The 24,920-nt window shown below is 27.2% G+C and carries 29 protein-coding genes; 12 read left to right on the top strand and 17 right to left on the bottom strand.

The genetic code is table 11. The features are described from left to right. Positions 1-50 precede the first annotated feature (50 nt). On the top strand, positions 51-692 hold the full coding sequence (rpe, locus tag AMYT_RS09355) for a ribulose-phosphate 3-epimerase (RefSeq protein WP_114842286.1): 642 nt from the start codon (positions 51-53) through the stop codon (positions 690-692). A gap of 16 nt (positions 693-708) precedes the next feature. Here the strand turns inward: rpe and AMYT_RS09350 are convergent, their stop codons facing one another. Beyond that, positions 709-1,188 (bottom strand): response regulator, encoded by a 480-nt coding sequence (locus AMYT_RS09350; protein WP_114842285.1) that lies wholly within the window; start codon positions 1,186-1,188, stop codon positions 709-711. 131 nt (positions 1,189-1,319) lie between these two features. Here AMYT_RS09350 and AMYT_RS09345 point away from each other — a divergent pair, with 131 nt between their 5' ends. Genes AMYT_RS09345 through AMYT_RS09335 form a run of 3 tightly spaced genes read left to right on the top strand, consistent with a single transcriptional unit; the run spans position 1,320 to position 3,255 of the window. Beyond that, positions 1,320-1,910: a phosphoribosylanthranilate isomerase gene (locus tag AMYT_RS09345; protein WP_114842284.1), complete on the top strand. Its 591-nt coding sequence runs from the start codon at positions 1,320-1,322 to the stop codon at positions 1,908-1,910. Then, positions 1,900-2,712: a 3'-5' exonuclease gene (locus AMYT_RS09340; RefSeq protein ID WP_114842283.1), complete on the top strand. Its 813-nt coding sequence runs from the start codon at positions 1,900-1,902 to the stop codon at positions 2,710-2,712. The genes AMYT_RS09345 and AMYT_RS09340 overlap by 11 nt, the downstream gene beginning before the upstream one ends. Beyond that, a complete protein-coding gene (locus AMYT_RS09335) occupies positions 2,713-3,255 on the top strand; it encodes an HD domain-containing protein (protein WP_114842282.1) in 543 nt (180 codons plus the stop codon). A gap of 8 nt (positions 3,256-3,263) precedes the next feature. Here AMYT_RS09335 and AMYT_RS09330 read toward each other — a convergent pair whose 3' ends face one another. The 4 genes from AMYT_RS09330 to AMYT_RS09315 are packed head-to-tail and all read right to left on the bottom strand — an operon-like array spanning position 3,264 to position 6,126. Further along, the gene (locus AMYT_RS09330; RefSeq protein ID WP_114842281.1) at positions 3,264-3,827 is read right to left on the bottom strand and encodes a 2-oxoacid:acceptor oxidoreductase family protein; all 564 of its coding nucleotides are present in this window, start codon (positions 3,825-3,827) and stop codon (positions 3,264-3,266) included. Between the two features lie 9 nt (positions 3,828-3,836). Further along, a complete protein-coding gene (locus AMYT_RS09325; protein ID WP_114842280.1) occupies positions 3,837-4,667 on the bottom strand; it encodes a 2-oxoglutarate ferredoxin oxidoreductase subunit beta in 831 nt (276 codons plus the stop codon). 1 nt (position 4,668) lies between these two features. Beyond that, positions 4,669-5,799: a 2-oxoglutarate synthase subunit alpha gene (locus tag AMYT_RS09320; protein WP_114842279.1), complete on the bottom strand. Its 1,131-nt coding sequence runs from the start codon at positions 5,797-5,799 to the stop codon at positions 4,669-4,671. Between the two features lie 9 nt (positions 5,800-5,808). Then, on the bottom strand, positions 5,809-6,126 hold the full coding sequence (locus tag AMYT_RS09315) for a 4Fe-4S binding protein (protein WP_114842278.1): 318 nt from the start codon (positions 6,124-6,126) through the stop codon (positions 5,809-5,811). A gap of 235 nt (positions 6,127-6,361) precedes the next feature. Between AMYT_RS09315 and AMYT_RS09310 the strand changes: the two genes are divergently transcribed. From AMYT_RS09310 to AMYT_RS09285, 6 genes are all read left to right on the top strand, one after another. Next, entirely contained in the window at positions 6,362-7,075 is a 714-nt protein-coding gene (locus tag AMYT_RS09310; RefSeq protein WP_114842277.1) for a tRNA1(Val) (adenine(37)-N6)-methyltransferase, read from the top strand. Next, entirely contained in the window at positions 7,072-7,449 is a 378-nt protein-coding gene (locus AMYT_RS09305; RefSeq protein ID WP_114842276.1) for a YkgJ family cysteine cluster protein, read from the top strand. Before AMYT_RS09310 ends, AMYT_RS09305 begins: the two co-directional genes overlap by 4 nt. A gap of 14 nt (positions 7,450-7,463) precedes the next feature. Further along, positions 7,464-8,702 carry a tetratricopeptide repeat protein gene (locus AMYT_RS09300; protein WP_162919493.1) on the top strand — a complete coding sequence of 413 codons (1,239 nt, stop codon included), beginning with the start codon at positions 7,464-7,466 and terminating at the stop codon, positions 8,700-8,702. After that, positions 8,703-9,497: an indole-3-glycerol phosphate synthase TrpC gene (gene trpC, locus AMYT_RS09295; RefSeq protein ID WP_114842274.1), complete on the top strand. Its 795-nt coding sequence runs from the start codon at positions 8,703-8,705 to the stop codon at positions 9,495-9,497. 240 nt (positions 9,498-9,737) lie between these two features. Next, entirely contained in the window at positions 9,738-10,667 is a 930-nt protein-coding gene (gene rimK, locus AMYT_RS09290) for a 30S ribosomal protein S6--L-glutamate ligase (RefSeq protein ID WP_114842273.1), read from the top strand. Positions 10,668-10,671: 4 nt separating this feature from the next. After that, the gene (locus tag AMYT_RS09285) at positions 10,672-11,724 is read left to right on the top strand and encodes a succinylglutamate desuccinylase/aspartoacylase family protein (protein WP_114842272.1); all 1,053 of its coding nucleotides are present in this window, start codon (positions 10,672-10,674) and stop codon (positions 11,722-11,724) included. A gap of 7 nt (positions 11,725-11,731) precedes the next feature. On the opposite strand, the gene AMYT_RS09280 is transcribed toward AMYT_RS09285, so the two are convergent. Next, entirely contained in the window at positions 11,732-12,166 is a 435-nt protein-coding gene (locus tag AMYT_RS09280) for a carboxypeptidase-like regulatory domain-containing protein (protein ID WP_114842271.1), read from the bottom strand. A gap of 1 nt (position 12,167) precedes the next feature. Then, positions 12,168-12,857 carry a DUF4198 domain-containing protein gene (locus AMYT_RS09275; protein ID WP_114842270.1) on the bottom strand — a complete coding sequence of 230 codons (690 nt, stop codon included), beginning with the start codon at positions 12,855-12,857 and terminating at the stop codon, positions 12,168-12,170. Between the two features lie 210 nt (positions 12,858-13,067). Here AMYT_RS09275 and AMYT_RS09270 point away from each other — a divergent pair, with 210 nt between their 5' ends. Next, the gene (locus AMYT_RS09270) at positions 13,068-13,352 is read left to right on the top strand and encodes a hypothetical protein (RefSeq protein WP_114842269.1); all 285 of its coding nucleotides are present in this window, start codon (positions 13,068-13,070) and stop codon (positions 13,350-13,352) included. Positions 13,353-13,393: 41 nt separating this feature from the next. Here the strand turns inward: AMYT_RS09270 and AMYT_RS09265 are convergent, their stop codons facing one another. From AMYT_RS09265 to murJ, 9 genes are all read right to left on the bottom strand, one after another. Next, entirely contained in the window at positions 13,394-14,071 is a 678-nt protein-coding gene (locus AMYT_RS09265; RefSeq protein WP_114842268.1) for a YggS family pyridoxal phosphate-dependent enzyme, read from the bottom strand. Positions 14,072-14,074: 3 nt separating this feature from the next. Then, on the bottom strand, positions 14,075-15,133 hold the full coding sequence (rseP, locus tag AMYT_RS09260) for an RIP metalloprotease RseP (protein WP_114842267.1): 1,059 nt from the start codon (positions 15,131-15,133) through the stop codon (positions 14,075-14,077). 12 nt (positions 15,134-15,145) lie between these two features. Next, the gene (gene pgsA, locus AMYT_RS09255) at positions 15,146-15,679 is read right to left on the bottom strand and encodes a CDP-diacylglycerol--glycerol-3-phosphate 3-phosphatidyltransferase (RefSeq protein WP_114842266.1); all 534 of its coding nucleotides are present in this window, start codon (positions 15,677-15,679) and stop codon (positions 15,146-15,148) included. Between the two features lie 3 nt (positions 15,680-15,682). After that, positions 15,683-16,462, bottom strand: coding sequence for an enoyl-ACP reductase (locus tag AMYT_RS09250; RefSeq protein WP_114842265.1), 780 nt, complete (start codon positions 16,460-16,462; stop codon positions 15,683-15,685). Then, the gene (gene dapA / locus AMYT_RS09245; protein ID WP_114842264.1) at positions 16,462-17,349 is read right to left on the bottom strand and encodes a 4-hydroxy-tetrahydrodipicolinate synthase; all 888 of its coding nucleotides are present in this window, start codon (positions 17,347-17,349) and stop codon (positions 16,462-16,464) included. Before dapA ends, AMYT_RS09250 begins: the two co-directional genes overlap by 1 nt. A gap of 50 nt (positions 17,350-17,399) precedes the next feature. Next, complete coding sequence (locus AMYT_RS09240) at positions 17,400-18,731, bottom strand: M16 family metallopeptidase (RefSeq protein WP_114842263.1); 1,332 nt, start codon at positions 18,729-18,731, stop codon at positions 17,400-17,402. A gap of 12 nt (positions 18,732-18,743) precedes the next feature. After that, positions 18,744-19,802 carry a quinone-dependent dihydroorotate dehydrogenase gene (locus AMYT_RS09235; RefSeq protein ID WP_114842262.1) on the bottom strand — a complete coding sequence of 353 codons (1,059 nt, stop codon included), beginning with the start codon at positions 19,800-19,802 and terminating at the stop codon, positions 18,744-18,746. Between the two features lie 109 nt (positions 19,803-19,911). Then, positions 19,912-21,621, bottom strand: a complete 1,710-nt coding sequence (locus AMYT_RS09230) for an ABC transporter ATP-binding protein (RefSeq protein ID WP_114842261.1) — start codon at positions 21,619-21,621, stop codon at positions 19,912-19,914. 31 nt (positions 21,622-21,652) lie between these two features. Further along, the gene (gene murJ, locus AMYT_RS09225) at positions 21,653-22,963 is read right to left on the bottom strand and encodes a murein biosynthesis integral membrane protein MurJ (RefSeq protein ID WP_114842260.1); all 1,311 of its coding nucleotides are present in this window, start codon (positions 22,961-22,963) and stop codon (positions 21,653-21,655) included. A gap of 80 nt (positions 22,964-23,043) precedes the next feature. Between murJ and AMYT_RS09220 the strand changes: the two genes are divergently transcribed. Beyond that, a complete protein-coding gene (locus AMYT_RS09220) occupies positions 23,044-23,385 on the top strand; it encodes a hypothetical protein (RefSeq protein WP_114842259.1) in 342 nt (113 codons plus the stop codon). Here the strand turns inward: AMYT_RS09220 and AMYT_RS09215 are convergent. Beyond that, complete coding sequence (locus AMYT_RS09215; RefSeq protein WP_114842258.1) at positions 23,382-24,917, bottom strand: endonuclease/exonuclease/phosphatase family protein; 1,536 nt, start codon at positions 24,915-24,917, stop codon at positions 23,382-23,384. The two genes, AMYT_RS09220 and AMYT_RS09215, sit on opposite strands and share 4 nt — an antisense overlap. Between the last annotated feature and the right edge of the window lie 3 nt (positions 24,918-24,920).

Raw genomic sequence — 24,920 nt, 5'->3', positions numbered from 1 at the left:
AAGAAAAACAATGTTATAATCCCCAAAAATTAATTATTAAAGGTTATTTGATGCTTGTAGCACCTTCTATACTATCTGCAAATTTTGGAAAACTTGATGAAGAGATAAAAGCTATATGTGATGGTGGTTGTGATTTAATTCATGTTGATGTAATGGATGGTCATTTTGTTCCAAATATGACAATTGGACCAGTTGTAGTAAATCCTGTGGCAAAGGCTGCAACAAAACCTTTAGATATACATCTAATGGTTGAAAATAATACTTTTTTTGTGGATTTATTTGCTCCATGTAAACCAGAATATATCTCTTTTCATATTGAAAGTGAGAAACATCCTCATAGGCTTATTCAAAAAATAAAAGATTATGGAATTAAACCTGCAATTGTATTAAACCCTCATTCAACTCCTGAAAGTATTGAATATCTACTTGAAGATTTACATATGGTTTTATTAATGTCTGTTAATCCTGGATTTGGTGGACAAAAATTTATTCCAAGTGTTGTTGAAAAAGCAAAAAAGCTAAAAGAACTTATCAATAAAAGAAATCCAAATTGTCTTATTGAAGTTGATGGTGGAGTAAATGATAAAAATATTGCTGAACTTAAACAAGCAGGTGTAGATGTGGTTGTTGCTGGAAGTTATGTTTTTGGAAGTGATGATTATTCAAAAGCTATAAAAAGTTTACAAATATAATAAGAGGTATTACCTCTTATTTATAAAGATTTTCTAATATTTCATCTTTTTTATCTTCTCTTTTCATATCTTCTAATAGATTTTTATACTCATTTTCTTCATTAGAGGCTTTTTTTAATAATTGCATATAACTATTTAGTTTTAAAGTAAGAATTTCATCATCAATTGGTTTTGTAATATAATCAATAGCTCCTAATTTATACCCTTTTTTTAAATATTTTGAATCATTATAAATACCAGTAATAAAAATAATAGGAATATTTTTATACTTATCAAAAGAGTGTAATTTTTCTATAAATTCAAAGCCATCCATTTGGGGCATTTGAATATCACTTAAAATTAAATGAATATTTTGTGTATCAATTATCTTAAAAGCTTCTTTTACACTTAAAGCTTCATAAATATCTAAATTATCAAAGTTATCTTCAATTAAAAGTTTTAATGAATAAATATTTAATTTATTATCATCAACAATTAATATTTTAAAATTATCCATTTGTAATCCTTTAAAAAGACACTTACCTTAATACAATTATACATTTAAAAAAAAAGTCAGTCAAGATATGAAAAATAGTTAAAATTAAATATAAAATGATATAATCCGAAAAAATCAATTAAAGTTGTCATATGAGAATTAAAATTTGTGGAATTACTAATTTAGAAGATGCACTTGATGCGATAAATGCAGGTGCAGATGCTTTAGGTTTTGTTTTTTATGAAAAAAGTCCTAGGTATATTGAAGTAAAAAAAGCAAAAGAAATTGTCGATAAACTTCCTCCTTTTATTCAAACAGTTGGTCTTTTTGTAAATGAGTCTTCAAAGCATATAAATGATATTTGCCACTTAACAAATATGCAATTAGCTCAAATTATAGATGATGAAGATAATACAGAATTTGATAATTTAAATATAAAATATATTGAAGTTATAAGAGCAAACTGTAAAGAGGATTTAGAAGATTTAGATGAGAACTATTATTTAGTTGATGCTTTTGTTGAAGGTTTTGGAGGAGCTGGCAAAAGAGTAGCTTTAGAGTGGTTTAAAGATGTTGATTGCTCAAAACTTATCTTAGCTGGTGGCTTAACTGCTTCAAACTTAAAAGAGTTAAAAGGCTATAATTTTTATGGCATTGATGTAAGCAGTGGGGTGGAAGCTTCAAAAGGTAAAAAAGATAAAGAAAAAATGAAAGAGTTTGTAAAAGCAGCAAATGAAATCTAAAAAGAAAAAATCAAAAGAAAACTTATCAAATATTGATAGATTAACACAAAAACTAAATATAAATGATATGAAACTAGAAGAATTTCTAGATACTTTAGATGGTTTTAAAGATACTTTTTTTGATAATCCAGAATTAGAGATGGAACTACTATTATCAAATGGTTTTCCTATAGAATTAAAAGGAGATTATATCTATTTAAAAACATCAAAAACAGCTTTTTATAATCAAACTTTTTGTGTAGTAGATATTGAAACAAATGGTTCAGATGTAAATAAAGGTCAAATAATAGAACTAGGTGCAGTAAAATATAAAGAAGGTAAAATAATAGATAGTTTTGACTCTTTAGTTTATGCAAGAGATGTTCCAAAATATATTCAAGAAGTTACAAATATAACCCCAAGAATGTTAGAAGATGCACCTAGAATTCAAAATGTACTTAAAGAATTTAAATTATTTTTATCAGATGATGTTTTTGTGGCACATGATATAAAGTTTGATTATAATTTTATTTCTAATTCTTTTTTAAAATATGATTTAGGAAAATTAGAAAATAGAAAACTTTGTACAATTGCCCTTGCAAGAAGAACAATTGATGCACAAAGATATGGGCTAGGTTTTTTAAAGGAACTTTTAAATATAAATATAGATAATCATCATCGAGCTTATAGTGATGCTTTAAGCACTACATATATTTTAGAAGAATCTTTAAAAAATTTACCCCAAGATGTAAAAACAACTGAAGATTTAATTTTATTTTCTAAATCAAATAATATAATAAATAAAGAAATAAGGGGAAGATAGATGTTTTCACAAGAAAATTATTTAAAAGCTTTAACTTTTGCTGCAAAAGCTCATGGTGAGCAAAAAACACCAAAAGAGTTACCTTACTTAACTCATCTTTGTAGTGTTGCTATGGAAGTTATTCATGCAGCAGTAGAATCAAAAATGGATGAAAAAAAATCTGATTTGGCAATAACTTGTGCTTTATTACATGATGTAATAGAAGATACAAATACTACTTTTGATGAAGTTTTTGATGCTTTTGGTTTAGAAGTAGCCCAAGGTGTTGAATCTTTAAGTAAAAATAAACAATTAGCAAAAAATGAACAAATGGCAGATAGTTTAAATAGAATTTTAACTCAACCTTATGAAATTCAAATGGTAAAACTTGCTGATAGAATTACAAATTTACAAGAACCACCTGCATATTGGGATAATAATAAGAAAAAAGCATATTTAAAAGAGGCTAGATTAATTTTATCTTGTTTAAAAAACTCAAATTTATATTTGTCTGCTAGATTAGAGAAGAAAATACAAGATTTTGAAAAGTATATAAAAGAGTAGCCAAAAGGCTAATCTTTTAATACTGCCTCTTTGGCATATTTTAATCCCAAATCAAAAGCTTTATTATTTATTTCATGTACTTTTTGTGGAACTTTTGAAAGCATTGTTTGTCTTAAAATTTCATTATCTACACTTTCATTTGTCATATAATTTGCTATTGATAAAGCTAAAACAGATTGTGTAATTACATTTCCTATCTCTTCTTTTGCAATAGTAATAATTGGAATTTCATAGATTTTAAATCTTTTTTTATCTTCATTTGTTGGTTTTACTAAATTTGGTTCTATTACAATTACTCCACCTTCTTTTACACCATTTTTAAACTGATCATATGAAATTTGAGCAACTGATAACATAAAATCAATTTCTCCATCATTTGCATATGGATATAAAATAGGTTCATCTTCTAAAGTAATATCAACAACTGTTGCACCACCTCTTACTTGTGAAGTATATGTGGCAGTTTTTAGTCCATAGCCTCCGGCTTTGATTTTTGCAGCAGCAAAAATCTCTCCAGCTAGTAAAACTCCTTGTCCTCCAACACCTGTAAATCTCATCAATGTTTTCGCCATTTTTAACTCCTAAAGTTTTACTGTTGTTTTATTTTTATGTGCTTCTTTTACTTTTTCATAAAGTTCACAATATTCAGCTTTAAGCTCTTCTTTTAAAATTCCTGTTGGGAATTTTCCTATTTTTTCATCTTCTTCAAGCTTATCAAATTTAGTTTTAGCAACTGTGATAGATTCAATCCATTCTAAGTTTTCCATAGCATTTGCCATTTTATTTTTTCTTCCAAGATTTATATGACAATTTGAAAAAACATCAATAAAAGAGTATCCCTTATGCTCCAAGGCTTTTTGTATTACTTTTTCAAGTTTTTTAGGCTCTGTAACACTCTCTCTTGCTACAAAACTTGCTCCTGCTCCAATTGCAAGATTACAAGCATCAAAAGTTGGATCTATATTTCCTCTTTTTGCTGTAACTGTCCACATTCCTTGAGGAGTTGTTGGACTTGTTTGAGAGTTTGTAAGTCCATAAATAAAGTTATTTACAACAATATGTGTTAAATCTATATTTCTTCTACATCCATGAATAGTATGATTTCCTCCAATTGCAAGTCCATCTCCATCTCCAGTTACACAAATCACATGTTTAGTTGGATTTGCAAGTTTTATCCCTGTTGCATAAGCTATGGCTCTTCCATGTGTTGTATGAACAGTATTACAATTTATATATGAAGAAAATCTTCCTGAACAGCCAATACCCGAAACTACACATACATCATCCATATTCCATCCAGCTTTTTCAATAGCTCTAATCAAAGCTTTTAAGATAACTCCATCACCACAACCCCAACACCAAAGTGTAGGCATTTTATCAATTCTTAAATATTTATCATAATTAAAAGCCATCTTACATTCCTTTGATTTTTTCAATTATTTCAATTGGTGCAATTGGTCTTCCATTTGCTCTAAATAAAGTTTTAAAATCTCTTCTTTGACCAATTCTTTCAAATTCTTGAATATATTGACCTTTATTTAACTCTACAACTAAAATCTTTTTAAACTTTTGGCAATATTCATAGATTTTTTCTTCTGGGCTTGGCCAAAGAGTAATTGGTCTAAATAATCCAACTTTATACCCTTCTTCTCTTAATCTTTTTATTGCTTCTTTTACAGATAATGCAACAGACCCATAAGCCATTATTAAAATATCTGCATCATCAACTTGATACTCTTCATATTGTTGTACTTCATTTAAATGAAGATTTACTTTATTAAAAAGTCTATCAATTAAATCTTGGCAAACTTTTGCATCTTCTGTTGGATGCCCTGTTGGACCATGATGAAGTCCTGTAAAATGATATTTATATCCTTGAAACATTGGATTTAAAATAGCAGGTTCATCAAAAGCTACATCATATGGCTTATACTCTTCTTTAGAGCCTTGAAAAACTCTTCTTTCAACTAATGAAGCTTTTATTTCTTCTAAATCAGGAAGTACAGCTTTTCCACTCATATGCCCAATTGTTTCATCAAGTAAAACAAAAACAGGTTGCATAAATCTATTGGCTAAATTAAAAGCTTTTACAGTTTGTGTATAACACTCTTCAAGATTACTTGCACATAACGTAATTGAGTTAAAATCTCCATGTGTTGGAGCTTTTGCTTGTAAAATATCACCTTGTTGTACTCTTGTTGGAAGTCCTGTTGAAGGGCCAGCTCTCATTACATTTATAATAACTAATGGAACTTCAGCAATATAGCCCAATCCTATATTTTCAGCTTTTAAAGAAATTCCCGGTCCACTTGTGGCTGTTAAAGCTTTTTTGCCACTCATAGAAGCTCCAAGTGCTGCACAAATCCCTGCAATTTCATCTTCCATTTGTATTGCTGCACCACCATTTGCTGGTAAAAGGTCTGAAATTGTATGCATAACTTCGCTTGAAGGAGTAATTGGATACCCTGAAAAAAATTCACATCCTGCATCAATAGCTGCAATTGCTGCAAGCTCATTTCCTGTTGCTATTAGTTCTCTTGCCATTTTTTATCCTTAAGCACTTAATATTTTATAGTTGTTATTTTTTATTAAAATTGCTCTATCTTGTGCTTCTTTAGTAAGCTTAGCAAATTTAAAATCTTTTTTATCTGCTACAAAAATAGCAAAATCTGGGCAAGATAACTCACAGTCACTACATCCAATACATGATTCTTTATGTACCACAGTAATAATTGCACCTAATGTTGAAGTAGGTTCTTGCTTCATAGCCAATACTCCAGCAGGGCAAACACTAACACATACATCGCAGGCCTTACATCTACTTTCATCTACCCACACAGGAGTATTTTCAGGTATTTTATATCTTTCCATGGTATCCTCTTTATAAGTTGAGATTATTATAAGAGCTAATTAGCAAAATATAATAATAAAAATTAATAATAAACAATTAAAAAACTTTAAGCTATGACTACTTAAAAATAACTTTAGTTAGAAGAAATATACTATAGAATTAGAAGAAATGTATAGTATTTTTTAGTAAAAATTAGTTTTTAAATCTATTATTGGGTTTATTAGATATAATATCAAAAACACAAAAGGTTAAATATTGCTTCTTTATCAGCCAAAAGACGGTTATTGTTACAATAGTGATACTCACTTTTTATATAATTTTATTATTGAGAATTTAAAAAATTTTAAAAATATATCTGGAGAGTTACTTGATATAGGAAGTGGAAGTGGTATTTTAGGTCTTTTAGTTGCTAGGGATAATTCAAGATTAAATTTAAATCAATGTGAATTACAAGAAAAATTTCAGTTTTTAACTACTACTAATAGTAGATGTAATAAAATTGAAGCAACTTTATATAAAGGTTCTTTTTTAACTACGCAATTTGATAAAGAGTTTGATATTTGTGTTTCAAACCCTCCTTTTTATCATAGTGAAGTAATTAAAAGTGAAAATGAAAATATAAAAATAGCTAGATATAATGACTCTATGCCTTTAGAGGAGTTTATAGCTAAAACAAGTAAAATTTTAAAACAAAATGGAAAATTCTTTTTTTGTTATGATGTAAAGCAAATAAATGAAATAATTTTGTGCCTTAACAAATATAAATTTAATTTAGAAGCTTTACAATTTGTCCATCCAAAAAAAGATAAAGATGCAACTTTGATTTTAGTCTATGCAAGAAAAAACTCAAAATCTTTGACAAAAATTTTACCTGCTTTATTTGTTTTTGAAAATCAAGAGTTTACTTTAGAGGTTCAAGAAATATATAAAAAATGTGCAACACATAGTATAAAAGTAGAGATTTTATGATATTAAAAGAAAGTGGATACAATTACTGTTTTGACTCAAGTGAATGTGGCAATTGTAAAGGCAATTGTTGTATTGGAGAGAGTGGTTATATCTGGATAAATATGCAAGAAATAGAAAGATTAAGTAAATATTTAAATATAACATTAGATGAGCTTAGAGTTAAATATTTAAGAAAAATAGGTTATAAGTATAGTTTGAATGAAATAAAAATTGAAGAAAATAATTATGCTTGTACTTTTTTTGATTTGGAAAAAAGACAATGTTCGATTTATGAAGCTAGACCTACACAATGTAGAACTTTCCCTTTTTGGGACTATTTTAAAAATAATGAAGAAGAGGTTTACAAAGAGTGCCCAGCTATAAAACCTTTATAATTTTACTCTTACCATTGTTATTTGCCTCTTGTATAGGAAATAAAAATCTTCAAAGAAAAGATATTAAGCTATTTGATGCAGAAGACCAATATATCCTTTATGCTTTAGAACATGAAAAGAATAGAGATTTTGCTTTTGCAAAAGATTTATATTTGGTACTATTTGAAAAAACTAATAGATATGAGTATTTAGAAAGATTTTTAATTATCTCAATGCAGTTATCAAAATATGAAGATGTAAAAAAATATAGTTTAAAATATATGGATGAAGAAGATAAATCTTATGAGTTTATTTTAAGATTTTATACTATATCTTTATTAAAACTTGAAGAGTTAGATGAAGCTTTAAAAAGTGCTTTAAAATTATTGGAAGTTTTTAATAATTCAGAAAACTATGAACTTGTGGCAAATATATATTTTGAAAGACAAGAGTATAAAAAAGCAGAAGAGTATTTTGAAAGTGCTTATTTATCAAGTATAAATGGTGCAACACTAACAAATCTTGTGGATGTTTTATATTCATATTTAAATAAAAAAGAAAAAGCTATTTCATATTTAGAAACACATATTAGATTATATGGTTGTGAAGGTGGAGTTTGTACTAAACTTTTCTCTTTTTATCAAGAACAAAAAAATATTGATGGAATAATCTCTGTATTAAAAAAAGCATATTTTGAATATAAAAACAGTGGTGATTTTTATTCTATGAATAGAACTTATAAATATTTAATTGCTTATTTAGAACAAAAAAATATAGATGATGCTATTAAATTTTTAGAAAAAAATGATATTGATGAATATAAACTTTTATCTTTATACCAAAAAAAAGATGATAAAACAAAAGCCTTAGAACTTTTAAATAAATTATATAAAAGTAGTGGAAATATCGACCTTTTAGCTCAAATTGCTATTTTAGAATTTGAAACAGCAAAAGATAAAAAGAAAATATTAAAATCTGTAATACAAAAATTTGAAGATGCCTTAATAATTTTAGATAATCATGTATATCAAAACTTTTTAGGATATTTATTAATTGATTATAATGTGGATATAAACAAAGGTATTGAATATGTAAAAAAAGCTTTAAATAAAGCGCCAAATAATGTAGCATATATAGACTCTCTTGCTTGGGGTTTATATAAGAAAAAACAGTGCAAAGAAGCTTATATTAATATGAAAAAAGTAGTTGATGCAATTGGGCTTGAGGAAGAAGAAATTAAAATACATTGGAATAAAATTAAGGAGTGTAAATAAGTGATTTTAGATGAGATTATACAAAAAACTAAAGAGGATTTAGAAAGAAGAAAAATAGAACTTCCTCTTGATTTATTAGGAAGAAGTTTAGCTTCAAATCCATATCCTCCAAGAGATGTAAAAAAGTTTTTAACTTCTACAAAAGAAGAGCCAATTAGAATTATTGCTGAGGTTAAAAAAGCTAGTCCAAGTAAAGGTATAATAAAAGAAGACTTTGACCCTCTTGCAATTGCTCAAAGTTATAGTAATAGTGGAGCAAATGCTATTTCTGTTCTTACTGAACCACACTATTTTAAAGGTAATTTAGAGTACCTAACTCAAATAAGAAGATATGTGCCAACACCATTGCTTAGAAAAGATTTTATTGTTGATAAATATCAAATTGTTGAAGCTTTAGTTTATGGAGCTGATTTTATTTTACTTATTGCAAAAGCATTAAGTACAAAAGAGTTAAAAGAACTATATGATTATGCACTTCATTTAGGTCTTGAAGTATTGGTTGAAATTCATGATAAAGAAGATTTAACTAAAGCTATGAAATGTGGGGCAAATATAGTAGGAATAAATCATAGAAATCTTGATACTTTTGAGATGGATATGCAACTTTGTGATAAACTTATTCCTATGATACCAAATGGAAAAATAATAGTTGCAGAAAGTGGAGTAAGCAATACTGAAACTATTAAAAGATTAAATGCTCTTGGAGCTGATGCTTTCTTAATTGGAGAACATTTTATGAGAATTCCTTCTATTGAAGAGGAATTAACTAAATTTAAAAAAGCTTTAGAAGTATAAGATTTATTTAAAGCTTTGCATTATTATAAAAAGTGAGATAGACATTTATTTTTTCTATCTTACTTTTTCCTACTTACCTTATATTATAAAATAAAAAAATAAAAATCTTATAAAAAATATTTGCTTTATATGCTCATAAAATGGAACTTTTAAAAGAAAAAAATTTCTTTAATACAAAATCTTGTTTTTTTGAATATAATTATATATTAAAGACAATATTTGACTAAAGGAAATCAAAAAATGAGAGTATATATACTGTCAAGAGACCCAAAATTATATTCAACAAAAAGATTAGTTCAAGCAGGTGAGCAAAGAGGTTGGGAAGTAAGAGTTATTGATTATTTAAAATGTAGTATTGAAATTATGAAGGGTGAACTTAAAATCAACTATTTAGGTGAAGAGTTACCAAGACCAGATGCAATTATCCCAAGAATTGGTGCAAGTAGAACTTTTTATGGAACTGCTATGGTTAGACATTTTGAGATGATGGATGTCTTTACTGTTACAGGAAGTTTAGCAATAAAAAGAAGTAGAGATAAACTTAGAAGTTTACAAATTTTATCAAAGAATTCTATTGATATGCCTAAGACTGTTTTTGCTTCAAATGAATCAAGTGCAAAAGATGTAATAGAATTAAGTGGTGGAGCACCTTTAGTTTTAAAAATATTAGAAGGTACTCAAGGTGTAGGTGTTGTTTTAGTAGAGAGTGAAAAAGCCGCAAAATCTGTACTTGATGCTTTTTATGGTATGGATGTAAATTTACTTGTTCAAGAGTTTATTGAAGAGGCAAATGGTGCTGATATTAGAGTTTTAGTTGTAGGTGGAGAGATTGTTGGTGCTATGAAAAGACAAGGTGCTGAAGGTGATTTTAGGTCAAACTTACATCAAGGTGGAACAGCTGTTGCTCATACTTTAAGTAGAAAAGAAAAAGCTACTGCTTTAGCTGCTGCAAAAGCAATGGGACTTGGAGTATGTGGAGTTGATATGATACCTTCAAATAGAGGTCCTTTAGTAATGGAAGTAAACTCTTCTCCAGGTCTTGAAGGAATAGAGACTTCTACAAAGCTTGATATTGCAGGGAAAATTATGGATTTTATTGAAAGAAATGTAAAAGATCCTCATCCAAAAACGAAAAAAAGAAAAATTAAAAAAGATAATATAGGAGCATAATTAAATGGCAGTTGCTCCTTTTATTTTAGGTGGACAAAAAATCTTAAGAGGTTCAAGGGTAACTTTAAATATAGAGTTACCTAAATTATATAATACTCCTACTCATCTTCCTTTACATATAATAAGAGGGAAAAAAGATGGGCCTACTGTTTTTGTAAGTGCTGCAATACACGGTGATGAATTAAATGGTATAGAAATTATTAGAAGATTAAGAAAATTAAGTATTTTAAAAAGATTAAGAGGTACTTTAATTTTAGTTCCAATAGTAAATGTATATGGAACAATGACTCAATCAAGATATATGCCAGATAGAAGGGATTTAAATAGGTCTTTTCCTGGTACAAATAGAGGCTCACTTGCAAGTAGAGTTGCAAAAATATTTTTCAATGAAGTTGTAAGTGTATGTGATTTTGGTATTGATTTGCATACAGCTTCAATTCATAAATCAAATCTTCCACAAATTAGAACAAATATTAAAGATGAATTATCATATAGCTTAGCAAAAGCCTTTGAAGCTCCTGTTATTTTACACTCAGAGTTAAGAGATGGTTCTTTAAGAGAAGTTGCGCAAGAAAAAGGTATAAGAGTTTTATTATATGAAGCAGGGGAAGCTTTACGATTTGATGAGACTTGTATTAGAATAGGGGTTAAAGGAATAATCAATGTTTTAAGGGACTTAGATATGCTTCCTTTAGCAAAAAGAAAAGCAAAAAAGCTTCCTATTATTACAAGAAGTAGTCAATGGGTTAGAGCAGGGGAAAGTGGTATATTAAGAACAATAAAAGCTCTTGGTGATACTGTTGTAAAAGATGAAATAATAGCACTTATTGATGACCCAATAGAAGATACACAAGCAAATATAACTGTAAAAGCTCCATTTGATGGAGTAATTATAGGAAAGTCAGAAATTCCTCTAGTTCAAGAAGGAGATGCTATTTTTCATATAGCAAAATTTAAAAATCTTGAAGCAGTTGAGACAAAATTAGAATACTTTAGTGAAGAAATTATTGAAAAAAGTGAATTTTTAGAGTTACATAATGAAGAGATTATAGAATAAGATACAATCATTTGATTGTATCTTTTCTACTTTTTACCATAGCAAAAATTCCAAAAATCCCAAATAAAAGACCTAATACACTAATAATTGTAAGGTATCTTTCATAAGGTGGTTTTTCAAAATCTTTAATTTTAAACTTATCATCTATATTTATAGTAAACTCTTTTAAATGCCCGCCATGGTCACTATCTGCATTTATTAAAACTTTCCATATACCCCTTGAATCAGGTAAAAAAGCAAAGTTTCCATTTATATCACTTCTTCCTTCTACAAAAGCAAGAGATGCCTCTGGGGCATATATTGTTACTTTTGCATTGCTAATTGGTACATTATTTGGTGCAGTAATTCTAACTGCAATTGCACCTTCAATTAAATCATAATATATTCCGTGTGCAAAGGCACTTAAACTTAAAATTAGTGTAGTAATAATTGCTTTAATCATCTTATTTTACTTCAAATGAAATACTACTTTGAATAGTGATTTTATTTGCATTATTATCACTTATTTCATCAGCATAATAAACCGCTGCAATAATTTGTAATCCAGAGTTTTTAACAGGAATATTCGCAATTCCATATTTATTTGTTTTAATATCCAAATCTCCATAATCAGAAGTTTCAAAACTAGCATTTTCAAAAGCTTCTCCATCTTTTAAAACTAATACTGGAAGTTTATCTCCTTTTTTAATTGTAAAAGGATTAATAAGAGGAATAATCTCCATTTTCATTCCTGTTGGTTTTAAAAATGCATCACTCCATTCAAAATATCTTTTTCCATATTTAACACTTTTTAAAGTATTATAAACTATACCTTTATATTTTGAAGGCTCAATATTTTCATAACCTTTATCTCCTTCAACCCAATAGCCAGCATCAAAAGCTAAAGTAATCATTGCTGGTTTTTTAGCAGTTAAAAGTGTAGTATCTTTTGAGTAATCAATACCAGTTTTAATCTCTTTATTATTAATATCATAAGCACTTGCACCTTTTAATTGTCTTGCTTCAAATTTTTGAAATTCTCCATGTGCCCAAAACTGTGCTTTATATGTACCATTAACATCTTTTTTTGCTGTAATTTGATGAGCAAATAGTGCAGATGTTGCTAAAAGCAATGAAATAGTAAATTTTTTCATAATAACTCCTTTAATATTTAGTGTGATTTTAAAAGATAAATTCTAAATTACTTATAATAAAACACAACTCTTATGTATTTTTAGAACTAAAAGTAAGAAAAATTGAGATAAATCAATAAAAATTCTATATTTAAAGTCTAAATTTATTATAATAAAATAAATAATTAATTTAATTATGTTTTATTTTAAATTTAATTACTAGGATTTAAAATGGTAGAAGCAATTGCTGATTCATATAATATAAATGGAAATATTTTGAATTTAATAATTACTACATTTATTGTAATTTTAATATTATTTTTTATGCTAAAAAAAGATAATAACTCTTCTTTAGATAAAAATATAGGTATTATTATAAATAAAAAAGTATTTTATAATGCTGTATATTGGAATATAGATTCAAATGAAAGTTTTGAACAAGATGAAGAAGTTGAAGTAATTGAAGCTTTAAAAGGTAAGGCAAAAATTAGAAAATTATGTAAAAAAGTAGAGTAAAATTGGTATATTAGAAAATAAACTAATATACCAATATAAAACTATTTAAATAAAGTTGAACCTACTCTAATCATATTAGAACCACATTTAATTGCAAGTTTAAAATCCCCACTCATTCCCATAGAACAATATTTTGCACCAAAAGGTTTTAGTTCATCAAAGATAGTTTTTGTAGTATTAAAACTTTTTTCAATTACTTCTTTATCTTCCACATGAGCACCAATACTCATTACACCTTTTAATTTAATATAAGGACAAGTTTCTAAAATTTCTTTATAAATTTTTACTGCAACTTCTGGCATAACACCAGCTTTACTCTCTTCTTTTGCAGAGTTAATCTGAAGTAAACAATTCATCTTTTGATTTTTTGCTTCTAATTTTTTATTTAATTCTTGTGCTAAATCTAAGCTATCAAGACTTTGCATTAGTGTAGGTTTTAAATCAATTAGATTATTAATTTTATTTTTTTGAAGTCTTCCTACAAAATGCCACTCTAAAGGTAGTTCTTCTAAAGTGTTCATTTTTTCTTTTAAATCTTGAACTTTATTTTCTCCAAAAGCTCTTTGTCCTGCAGAATACAAAGTTGCCACATCTTCACTAGTACTATATTTACTAATACCAATAATTTTTACAATATGATGTTCTGAAAGTTGAAGTCTTGCATCTTCCACATCAGCAATTAATTTATCTAAATTTTCTAGTGCTTTTTCTTTATTCATTCTCTACTCTTTTAAAAAAATTCTATTTATATCATTGTAAATTCCAAGTAACATTAATGAACCTAAAATAACCCATCCAGTTATTGTTAAATACATAAATACTCTATCACTTGGTTTTCTTCTTGCAATAATTTCATATAAATTAAACATAATATGTCCACCATCAAGTGCTGGAATTGGAAGAAGATTTAATACTCCTAAGTTTACAGAAATAAGTGCAGTAATTGCAAGAAGAGCAATAAAACTAGATTCACTTGCATCTGAAATAACTTTTCCTATTGTTATAACTCCACCAATTTCACTGCTAGGAATTATTCCTTGAATAAGTTTTTGAACTCCTAAAAAAATCATTTTTGAAGATTCTATTGTTTTATCATAAGCATATGAAATAGCCTCTATTGGTGAATGATTTATTGTTACAAGTTTAGGTGCAGGAGCAATTCCAATCATTCTTTTTTTAATCTTTTCTCTAAATATATTTTCAGAATCTGAAACTTGAGGTTTGATTATAAAAGCTTGAACTTTATTACCTCTTTGTACATAAAATTTTAAAGCACCTTGCGTTTGAGTAATAGTTTTACCTATCTCTTCCCAAGTTTTTATTTCTGTATCATTTATTCTAATAATTTTATCATTTACAGCAAGTCCAGCTTTTGCAGCTGGTGAGTTTTCTATTACATTTCCAATTGTTGGAGCTAATGAAGTAGCTCCTAAAATAGCAATTGCAAAGTAAATAACTGCTGCAAGTATAAAGTTTGCAAAAGGACCCGCAAAAAGAATAACTATTCTTTGCCAAGGCTTTATATTATTGTATGAATCTTTTCCATCTTCAATAAGACCTGGCTTAGTATCATCTTGTCCTTTCATTTTTACATATCCACCTAAAGGGATTAGTGCAAATCTCCATTCTGTACCTTTCCAAGTTTTTGAAAATAGCTTTTTACCAAAACCTATAGAAAAAACATGAACAGTAACACCAAAATATCTTGCTGCTAAAAAATGCCCAAGCTCATGAATAAATACAAGTATAGATAATACAATTAAAAAAGTAATAGTACCCAATATAAACTCCAATTAATTTTTGTAATAATCTCTTAAATACTCATAACCAGAGTAAAGTGTAAGTATAACCGCTAACCATAAAAGCTCAGTTGCAAAAGGCCAATTCATAATTAAAAAACCAATTGCTATCATTTGAACTACAGTTTTTATTTTTCCTGCCATTGTTGAAGCAACATTTTTGCCTTCATCTGCTGCAACAACCCTAAGCCCAGTAATAAAAAATTCTCTTGATAAGATTAAAAATACAGCCCAAGAAGAGGCTCTATCTATTATCATAAGCCCTAAAAATCCAGCTAACATAAGCATTTTATCAGCAAGCGGATCTAATATTGCTCCAAGTTTTGTTATTTGATTCCATTTTCGTGCAATATATCCATCAAAGAAGTCTGTAACTGAAGCAATAACAAAGATTAGACCGGCAAAATAATCAAGCCAAGTAGGGTGCCAAGAAGAGAAAATAATATTTTCTCTATCTACTAAAAACCATAGCATTAGTGGAGCTAATGCTATTCTAAAAAGTGCTAATATATTTGGTAAATTTAACATAAATTATTTAAACGTTGTCCCGCCATCAACGATTAGCGTGTGACCTGTTACCCATGAAGCTTCTTTTGTACATAAGAAATAGCATGCACTTGCTAAATCATCAGGTTGTCCCATTCTATTTAATGGAGATAATTCTGCTGTTTTATCTCTAACTTCTTCATAGTTTGTAAATGCTTTTAAAGCATCTGTATCAATAGGTCCACCACTTACAGCATTTACTCTAATTCCCATTTGTCCTAACTCAGTTGCTGCATATCTAACCATAGCTTCAACAGCAGCTTTATTTGTACCATGTCCTGCATAGTTTTCAATATATACTAAGTTTCCAGTAGAACTTAAACTAACAATTGCTCCACCACCAACTTTTTCCATTCTTTTTGCAGCTTGTTGTGAACCACATACAAAAGCATTTACAGTTGCAGTATAGATATTATTTAAACCTTTTGGTTTTAGTTTCATAAATCTACCATAACCACCAACTACTGCTCTTCCATAAATCATAGCATTTGAAATAAAGAAATCAACTCTATCGAAATCCTTATCAATCTCTTCAAATAACTCTTTATATTTTTCTGGTTCTAAAATATTAAATGCATAACATCTACATTTTACGCCAAATTCTCTCTCTACTTCATCTGCAATTTCTTGTGCAACTTCGGCATTTGAATTATATGTAAAAGCAATATTTACACCCTCTTGTGCAAATCTATAAACACACGCTTTTCCTATACCTTTAGTACCACCTGAAATTACTAATGTTTTACCCTTCATAAACTCATTCATTATTTAATTACCTCATAACCTTTTAATACATCTTCTAATTTTCTCATTGTCTCTCTACTTGGAGGAGTCAATGGTAATCTATATTCTAGTGTGCTAATTAATCCTGCAAGATACATAGCAGCTTTTATAGGAATTGGATTACTTTCCACAAAAAGTGCTTTATTTATAGCATATAAATCATCATTTATTTTTTTTGCAGTTTCAAAATCTTTATTAAATACACTATGAACTAATTTACTTTTGTAATTTGGTAGTAAGTTTGCTGTAACTGAGATTATCCCTTTTCCACCATTTGCTAACATAGGGAAATCAATAGCATCATCACCTGAAATTACACAAAATTCTGGTCTTTTTGAACTAAGTTCAATAGCTCTTTCTAAAGAACCAGTTGCTTCTTTTATTGCATAGATATTTGATACATCATCAAATAATCTAATGGCAGTATCAGCTTCAATATCCACACCTGTTCTTCCTGGTACATTATATATCATAAATGGAATCTCTACTGAACTTGCAATAGCTTTATAGTGTTGATAAAGACCTTCTTGTGTTGGTTTATTATAATATGGCGCAACAGATAAAAGTCCATCTGCTCCAACTTTTTGAGCATGTTGTGCAATTCCTATTGCTTCATGTGTAGCATTTGAACCTGCTCCTGCAATAACTTTTACATTACTACCCTTACAAGTTGCAACAGCTATTTCTATACACTCTCTATGCTCTTCATGAGATAAAGTTGCACTCTCTCCCGTAGTTCCCACTGGAACAACAACATCTATTCCTTGTGCAATTTGTCTTTTAATTAATTCTTCGTATTTTGCTGTATCTACTTTTCCATTTTTAAATGGGGTAATAAGTGCAGTCATTGCACCAATAATATTTTGCATTGAACAATCCTTTATAAATTTACGATTTTATTTGTCTAACTCTTATAATTTTAATTTTTTTGGGCCTTTTTTAAAATTACTGTTGTTGAATTATCTTTTATTAGATATTTTTTTGCAACAGCAACAAGGTCTTTTTTCTTTAACTTCTCAATACTCTCTTCATATTCAAAAAGAGGTTTAATATTATCTCTTACAAAATAGCTTCCTAATAGTGAAGCCACTGAAGTTGAACTTTCTAGTGAAAATATAAAATCAGCTTTTGTATTGATTTTTATTTTTTCAATATCTTTTTTGCTAATATTCCCACTTTTTATATCTTTTATAATTTTTAAAATTTCTTCTTCAACATCTTTAGCTTTAACACCTTCATTACAAACTGCTGAAAAAAGAAACAATCCTGGATCTTTTAGCTCAACATTATAAGCATAAATTGAGTTTACCATTTTTTTCTCATCAACTAATACTTTTTGTAAAAGTGAACTTTTTCCTGAACTTAAAAGTTCTGTTAAAGCACTAAGTGCTACTTGGTCTTTATGTTCAAAATTTGGAATATGATAAGCTATTGTTAGCATCTCAACTTGAGTATCTCTTTTTATAACTACTCTTTTTTCCCCATCTTGTTTTGGCTCAACCGTATAAGTTTGTCTTACTATTTCTTTTGTGTTTTTAATATCTTTAAAATATTTTTCAGTCTTTTCAAAAACTTCTTCTTTTGTTATATCTCCAGCCACTACAACAATAGCATTTTTTGGTTGATAAAAAGTGCTATGAAAATCTTTAATATCTTCAATAGTCCAATTTTTAATATCATTCATAAATCCAATTGGAGTCCAATGATAAGGATGGTAGATATATGCGTTATTAAATAATCTAAATTGCATATATCCCATAGGATTATTGTCTGTTCTCCATCTTCTTTCTTCTGCAACTACATCACGCTCTGGTTGAAACTCTTCATCTTTTAATGTAAGATTTTGCATAAGTTCTGCAAAAAGTTCTAAAGATTTTTCCATATTTTTAGAACTTGATTTTATAAAGTAGTGAGTATAATCAAAGCTTGTACTAGCATTATTTACTCCCCCAAAACCTTTTACTATTTCATCAAACTCACCAGCTTTTAGATTCTTTGTTGATTTAAAGTTAAGATGTTCTAACATATGAGCTATTCCACTTTTACCCATTTTTTCATCTTTACTTCCAACTTTATAGAAAATATCTGTTGAGATTACATTTGAGCCATTATCCATAGGAATAGCCACTATTTGTAAGTTATTTTCTAAAGTTTTTGTATAATATTTTGGTAAGCTATTACTACTCATTAGTTCTCCTGCAAAAATAGTGAAAAACAACGCACTTAATATAAAATTTTTAAATATTTGCATTTTTCACCTTTATTATTTTAAATCTGCTCCAATTACTTCACTAATATGTGAATATCCATCTTTTTCCATAAGTTCTAAGATACCTTCATTTATCTTTCTAACCATAGAAGGTCCTTCAAAAATCATTCCAGAGTATGCTTGAACTAAAGTTGCTCCAGCTTTTAGTCTTCTATATGCTTCTTGAGCATTACTTATTCCTCCAACAGAGATAAGTAAAGTTTTACCAAACAACTCTTTTGCTATTTCTTTAAATAGTTCATAAGATTTTTCTCTTAAAACTTCTCCACTTAATCCTCCAAAATTTTGGCATCCTGGAAGTAAGTTATAATCAATTGTTGTATTTGTTGCAATAATCCCTGCTGCTCCTGCATTTACAGCAGTTTTACATAACTGTATTGCTGTATCAACTTGCATATCTGGAGCAATTTTTAATAAAATTGGTTTATTAGTTAGCTCTTTTGCCATATTAAATAAAGCTGTAATAAACTCTTCATTTTGTAAATCTCTAAGATTTGGTGTATTTGGACTAGAAATATTTATTACTAGATAATCACTTGTTTGCTCAAATTTTTTAATTAACATTTTATAATCATTTAAAGCATACTCTTCAGGTGTTGTTTTATTTTTACCTATATTTACTCCAATTGGTAAAACAAAAGGATAAACTTTTTTTAGGTTTTTTAAAACTGCGTGGGCACCTTCATTATTAAATCCCATAGCATTTTGTACTGAATTAGCTTTTGGGTATCTAAACATTCTAGGTTTAGCATTTCCATCTTGAGGTCTTGGAGTCATTGTTCCAATTTCTGTATAACCAAAACCAAGTGCTGGCATAGCTTTTACCATAGTTGAATTTTTATCAAAACCAGCTGCTAACCCAATAGGATTAATAAATTTAACATTAAAAATCTCTTGCGTAAGTCTTTCATCATTTACAAAATTTTTATTTACCATATAGTTTGTAAGCATTCTACAGTTTGGTAAAGCTCTTAATCCAAGTTCTGCAAGATGATGTGCTGTTTCTGGTTGAAATAAAAATAGTATTTTCTTTAAATTTTTATAGTTAAACAAAATGTTACCTTTTTTAAAATTTTAATATTTTATCTAAATTAGATTAAATTTTTGTTTTAATATGTAGTTTTAGTAAATTGTTATTAAAAAACATTTAAACTAGGTTAGTTTAAATGTTTGCTAAGTTGTGAAGTCTTTTGTACTCTTCACACTCATTTTTAAGTTTTTGTTCATTTCCAATACAAACTATTTGACCCTTTTTAAATACAGCAATATTTGTTGCATGTTTAATTGTACTTAATCTATGGGCAATTATAAATGTTATTTTATCTTTACTAATTTCATCAATTACTTCTGAAATAATTGATTCACTTTCATTATCAAGAGCAGATGTGGCTTCATCTAAAATTAGAATTTGTGGGTTTTTATATAAAGCTCTTGCTATTGCTATTCTTTGTCTTTGTCCACCACTTAAATTTGTTCCAAACTCATCAAGTTTAGTGTGAATTCCCTTTTCCATACTATTTACAAAGTCATAAGCATGGGCTTGTTTAAGTGCTTCAATAACTTTTTGTTCATTAATTTCTTGTCCATAGGCAATATTTGCACAAACAGTATCATTGAAAATATATACCCGTTGAGTTACAATTGAAACAATATCTCTTAAAGATTTTATATCTATATCTCTAATATTATGGTTATTAAATTTTATTTCACCTTTATGGGCATCATAAAATCTAATAATTAAGTTTACTAAAGAGGATTTTCCTCCCCCACTATCCCCTACAAGAGCTAGTGTTTCACCTTTTTTAATATGTAAATTAATATTTTTTAAAGCTGGAATTTCATCATAATTTAAACAAATATCATTAAAAGTTATCTCTTTAATATCTTCATTTAATTTTTCATTTCCAGAAATAATATTACTTTTAACACTAAATAGTTCATTGATTCTTTCATTTGCAGCTAAAGCACCTTGCATTTTATTATATAAAGAAGAGATAGTTTTTATAGGAGTATAAAGCATAAATAAAGCTGTCATAAAAGAGAAAAACTCTCCAACTGTAAGTTCTCCTTCAATAACTTTTGTCCCTCCAAGTATAATAACTGTTGCAATAGCTAAAGCACCTAAAGTCTCCATTATTGGAGAAACTAATTCATTTGTTTTAACAGCTTTTATTGATACATGAAAATATTTTTTATTATGATCTTCAAACTTTTCAGTTTCAATTTGTTCTGTTGAATTTGCTTTAATTATTTCAATATTATTAAAAGTTTCACTTAAATGTGTAGTAATATTTGAGATTTTTTCTTGTGAATCAAATGATAACTTTTTCATTTTTTTTGCTAATCTTGAAAGTGGGAAGATAGCTAAAGGCATAACTATAAGCCCATAAAAAGCCATCTCTGCACTTTGATAAATAACAACAAAAATAAGTGCAAAAATAGTAAGAAATTCTTTTATAAATTCAGCTATTTGACTTGATACAGCAGATTGAATTTTATTAATATCATTTGTAATTCTAGAGATTAATTCTCCACCATGTTTTTTTTGAAAAAACTCTATATCTAAAGTTAAAGTATGTTTTAAAAGTTTATCTCTAACTTTTCTAATAATATCTTGTCCAATAAAAGAGATATAATATGCTTGTACATATTTACCTAAGCCTTTTGCAAAATATAAACCAATAACCAATGCAGGAATAGTATAAAGTTTAGTTAAATCTTTTGCAATAAAAATTTCATCAAGCAGAGGTTTTACAACATAAGCTGCTCCTGAAGTACCTCCAGCAACTAGTGCCATCCCTATAAAAGCATAGAAAAATTTAAGCTTATAATCTTTGTAATATGGAATGTACTGTTTAAAAAAATCTTTCATATAAATCCTATTTATAAATTCGAAGTTGTGATTATATCAAACTTTTGTTTTTAAAAAGATTGATAAACTTTTGTAATCCAAATTCTTTGATTGTTAAATAAAAGAGTATAAAGCCACTTAAAGTACTTGCAAAAGCAAGTCCTGCTGCTTCAAAAGGAATAATAAAAGCTAATGAAAAAACTATATTCCAAGCTAATGCTTTCATAGAAATCTTAGCTGCAATAAACTGTTTTTCATATGAATATAGCCAAAGTGAAAATATTTTTGCTAATCCAAAAGGAAGAAGTCCTATTAAATACATAGATAAAATAAGTGCAGTATTTTGTGTATCAACTGCATCAAAAGCACCTCTTTGAAATAAAAGCCAAATAATAAAATCATCAAAAATTATGCCAATGGCTGTTGAAATACTTAATATTGAAAATAAAATTATTGTTGATTTTCTTAATAAATATAAGGCTCTTTGTTCATCTTTATTTTTAATAGCTTTTGCTATCATTGGAAAAAGTGCAATAGAAGTTGCTATTGCAAAAAGTGCTAAAGGAAGCTGAAAAACCCTATTTGCATAATATAAATATGAAATTGAACCACTAACTAAAAAAGAAGCAAGCCAAGTATCTAAAAAGGCTGAAATATGAGAAGTTGAACTTCCTAAAGTTGCTTCAAAAAATCTTTTATAAAAGCTAGATTCTCTTTTTTTTTCTCTTCTAAAAGTAAAAATTTTTAATAAATTCTTATTTTTTATTGCATAAAGATGCGCTAAAACTTGTAAAATTCCACCTACAATTACCCCATAAGAAAGATAATAAGTAATTTCATATTTTTCAAAATCTTTAGAGATTAGTAAAGCTGCTATTAAAGCTAAGTTAAGTAAAGCTGTGGAATAAGCTGTTGTTGCAAAATGGTGCTTATATTGAAGTAGGGCAGCCATAAAAGTTACAATAAATATTAAAGGTAAATAGTAAAAATTTATTGCCACAAGAGGTGCAGCTAAATCAATAGTTTTTGCATCAAATCCAACGGCAATTACTTTTGTAACTAAAGTTGAAAATAAACTTACCAATAAAGATAAAACTATTAAAAATCCTAAAAGTTGCAAAAATACCATTGAAGAGAATCTAATTTTACGTTTAGACTTTGCATAAGCTGGAATAAAAGCCTGAGTAAAAGCTCCTTCTGCAAAAATTCTTCTAAAAAGGTTTGGAAGTTTAAAAGCCACAAAGAAAATATCACTATATATATTTGCCCCTAAAATAGAAGCTGTTAATAAGTCTCTTATAAAACCTAAGATTCTAGAGACTAAAATACCACTACTGTTTGTAAAAATTGATTTAATTAACATTTTGATATATTACCTAAATGTTGCTTTATAGGTTCAAAGATATTATTGTATAATATAAAAAAAAGTAAAGGATTGTTTTTTTGAGTTACGAAGAGATATTTATTTTAGGTTGGTTAGCAAATATTTTAATGCTTTTTATAAATATAGTAGTTGTTTTTTCTGTTGTAAGAACTAATGAAGTTGCAAAATTAAAAGAGCAAAGCTTGGCTTTAGAAGAGTTAAAAAAAGAGTATGATAAATACTATCCTTATCATAAGCAAATGGCAATAATAGCTTATTTTTTACCTTTTACAGGTTTTTTTAGAGTTGGATTTAGACTTTTTGAGATGTTTTTATTTTTATCAAAAAATAAAGATGCAAATGTTTATAATTTTATTGAATATAAATATACACAAGATATTAAAAAAGCTAAAAACTCTTAATTTATTATTTCAAAATCCTCTTTTGAATAAATAATTAACTGTACATATTGTTTAAAGTAAGCAATATGTGCTTTTTTTACAAAAATTCTTTTATTATCTTTTGGAATATGATTTTTAAAATATACTTTTATTTTTTGATTATTAAATTCTAATTTTTTATCTTTATATAAAGCTTCAAAATTTACTAAAACTTCATTTTGATATTTTAAATCTTCAAAATTATTTATATCTTCAACTTTTAAATAATAAGGATTTAATTCTTTGATTTTTTTATTAACTTTTATTGTAGAAAAGTTTTCTATTTGTTTTAATCCAAAAAATTCATTTATACTTTTAACTCTTAAATCATAACTATAAGCTAGTTTAAGATAGGGTGCTTTATAAATAAAAATTGCTCTATTATCTTCTTGTTTAATTATGGCACTATCTTTGTTTTTGTAAATTACAACTGCTTGTTTTAAATCAAACTCTTGTTCTAACTGTGAGGTTTTATATAAATCACTAATTTTTGAATAGTTTTGTTCAATTTTTTCAAAGTTTGAGATTTTAAAAGAGGCACTTATTGGTAAGTGGTCAGAAAAACCAACTTTTTTATGAATACCATTTTTTATTTGCCACCTATTGATTTTTTTATTATCATATAAATAAGGTGGTTTAAAAACCTTAAAAGAGTTATTTATATATGAAATATTTTTTTTATCAAACATACTAATAGGTAAAATAATATTATCAGGAGTACTATTTTGTCCTTTAAATTTATAAGAAAATCTATCTTGATATTTAAGTTCAAACCATAAATTATAATGTGCTCTTTGTTTTTGTTCTAAAATAGAACTTTTATTTATAAACTCTTTTTTAATAGTTGTATTTAATATATCATTAATTCCTGTAATAGCAGAACTATCATTTAAAAGTTTATCAAATTTTAAAGTCTCTTTTTCATTATAATTTGAGTTAAAATCACCTAAGATAATATAATCATAATCTTTTGGTAGTTCTTTAATTGCATTTAATAAAGCATAAGCATACTTTATTCTATAGCTCTCTTTTGATTTTTTAGAAGGCCAATGATTATTAAAAATTTTAAATTTTATTTTGTCAAAAATAAAGGTTGTTTCAAGTATGGGTCTAAAAGTTTTATCTTGAAATCTAACTTTTATTTGATTATTATGAAGTATTTTTATTTTACTTAAAAATCCTAATCCCACACTACTATTTGGGTATTTTACAAAAGTAATATATTTATATTTAGGAAGTTTTCTTTGTAAATCTTTTAAAATAAGTTTTGATTCTATTTCTTGTAAAGCAATAATTGAACTATCAAGTTCTTTTAAAACTTTTGCAATATTTTCTATTTTTTTATTATATGTACTTTTATTCCAATTTGATTTACTATTTGGGATATACTCTTCATATTCAGTTTTATCATAGTTTAAATCAAAAAAATTTTCTACATTATATGAAGTTACACTAAACTCTTTTGAAAAGAGTAAAGTAGTAAAAAAAATAAATAAAAGTAGATATTTTTTCATAGC

This window comes from Malaciobacter mytili LMG 24559, assembly GCF_003346775.1.
In the GTDB taxonomy this organism is placed as follows: domain Bacteria; phylum Campylobacterota; class Campylobacteria; order Campylobacterales; family Arcobacteraceae; genus Malaciobacter; species Malaciobacter mytili.
This window is presented reverse-complemented; position numbering and strand designations above follow the sequence as displayed.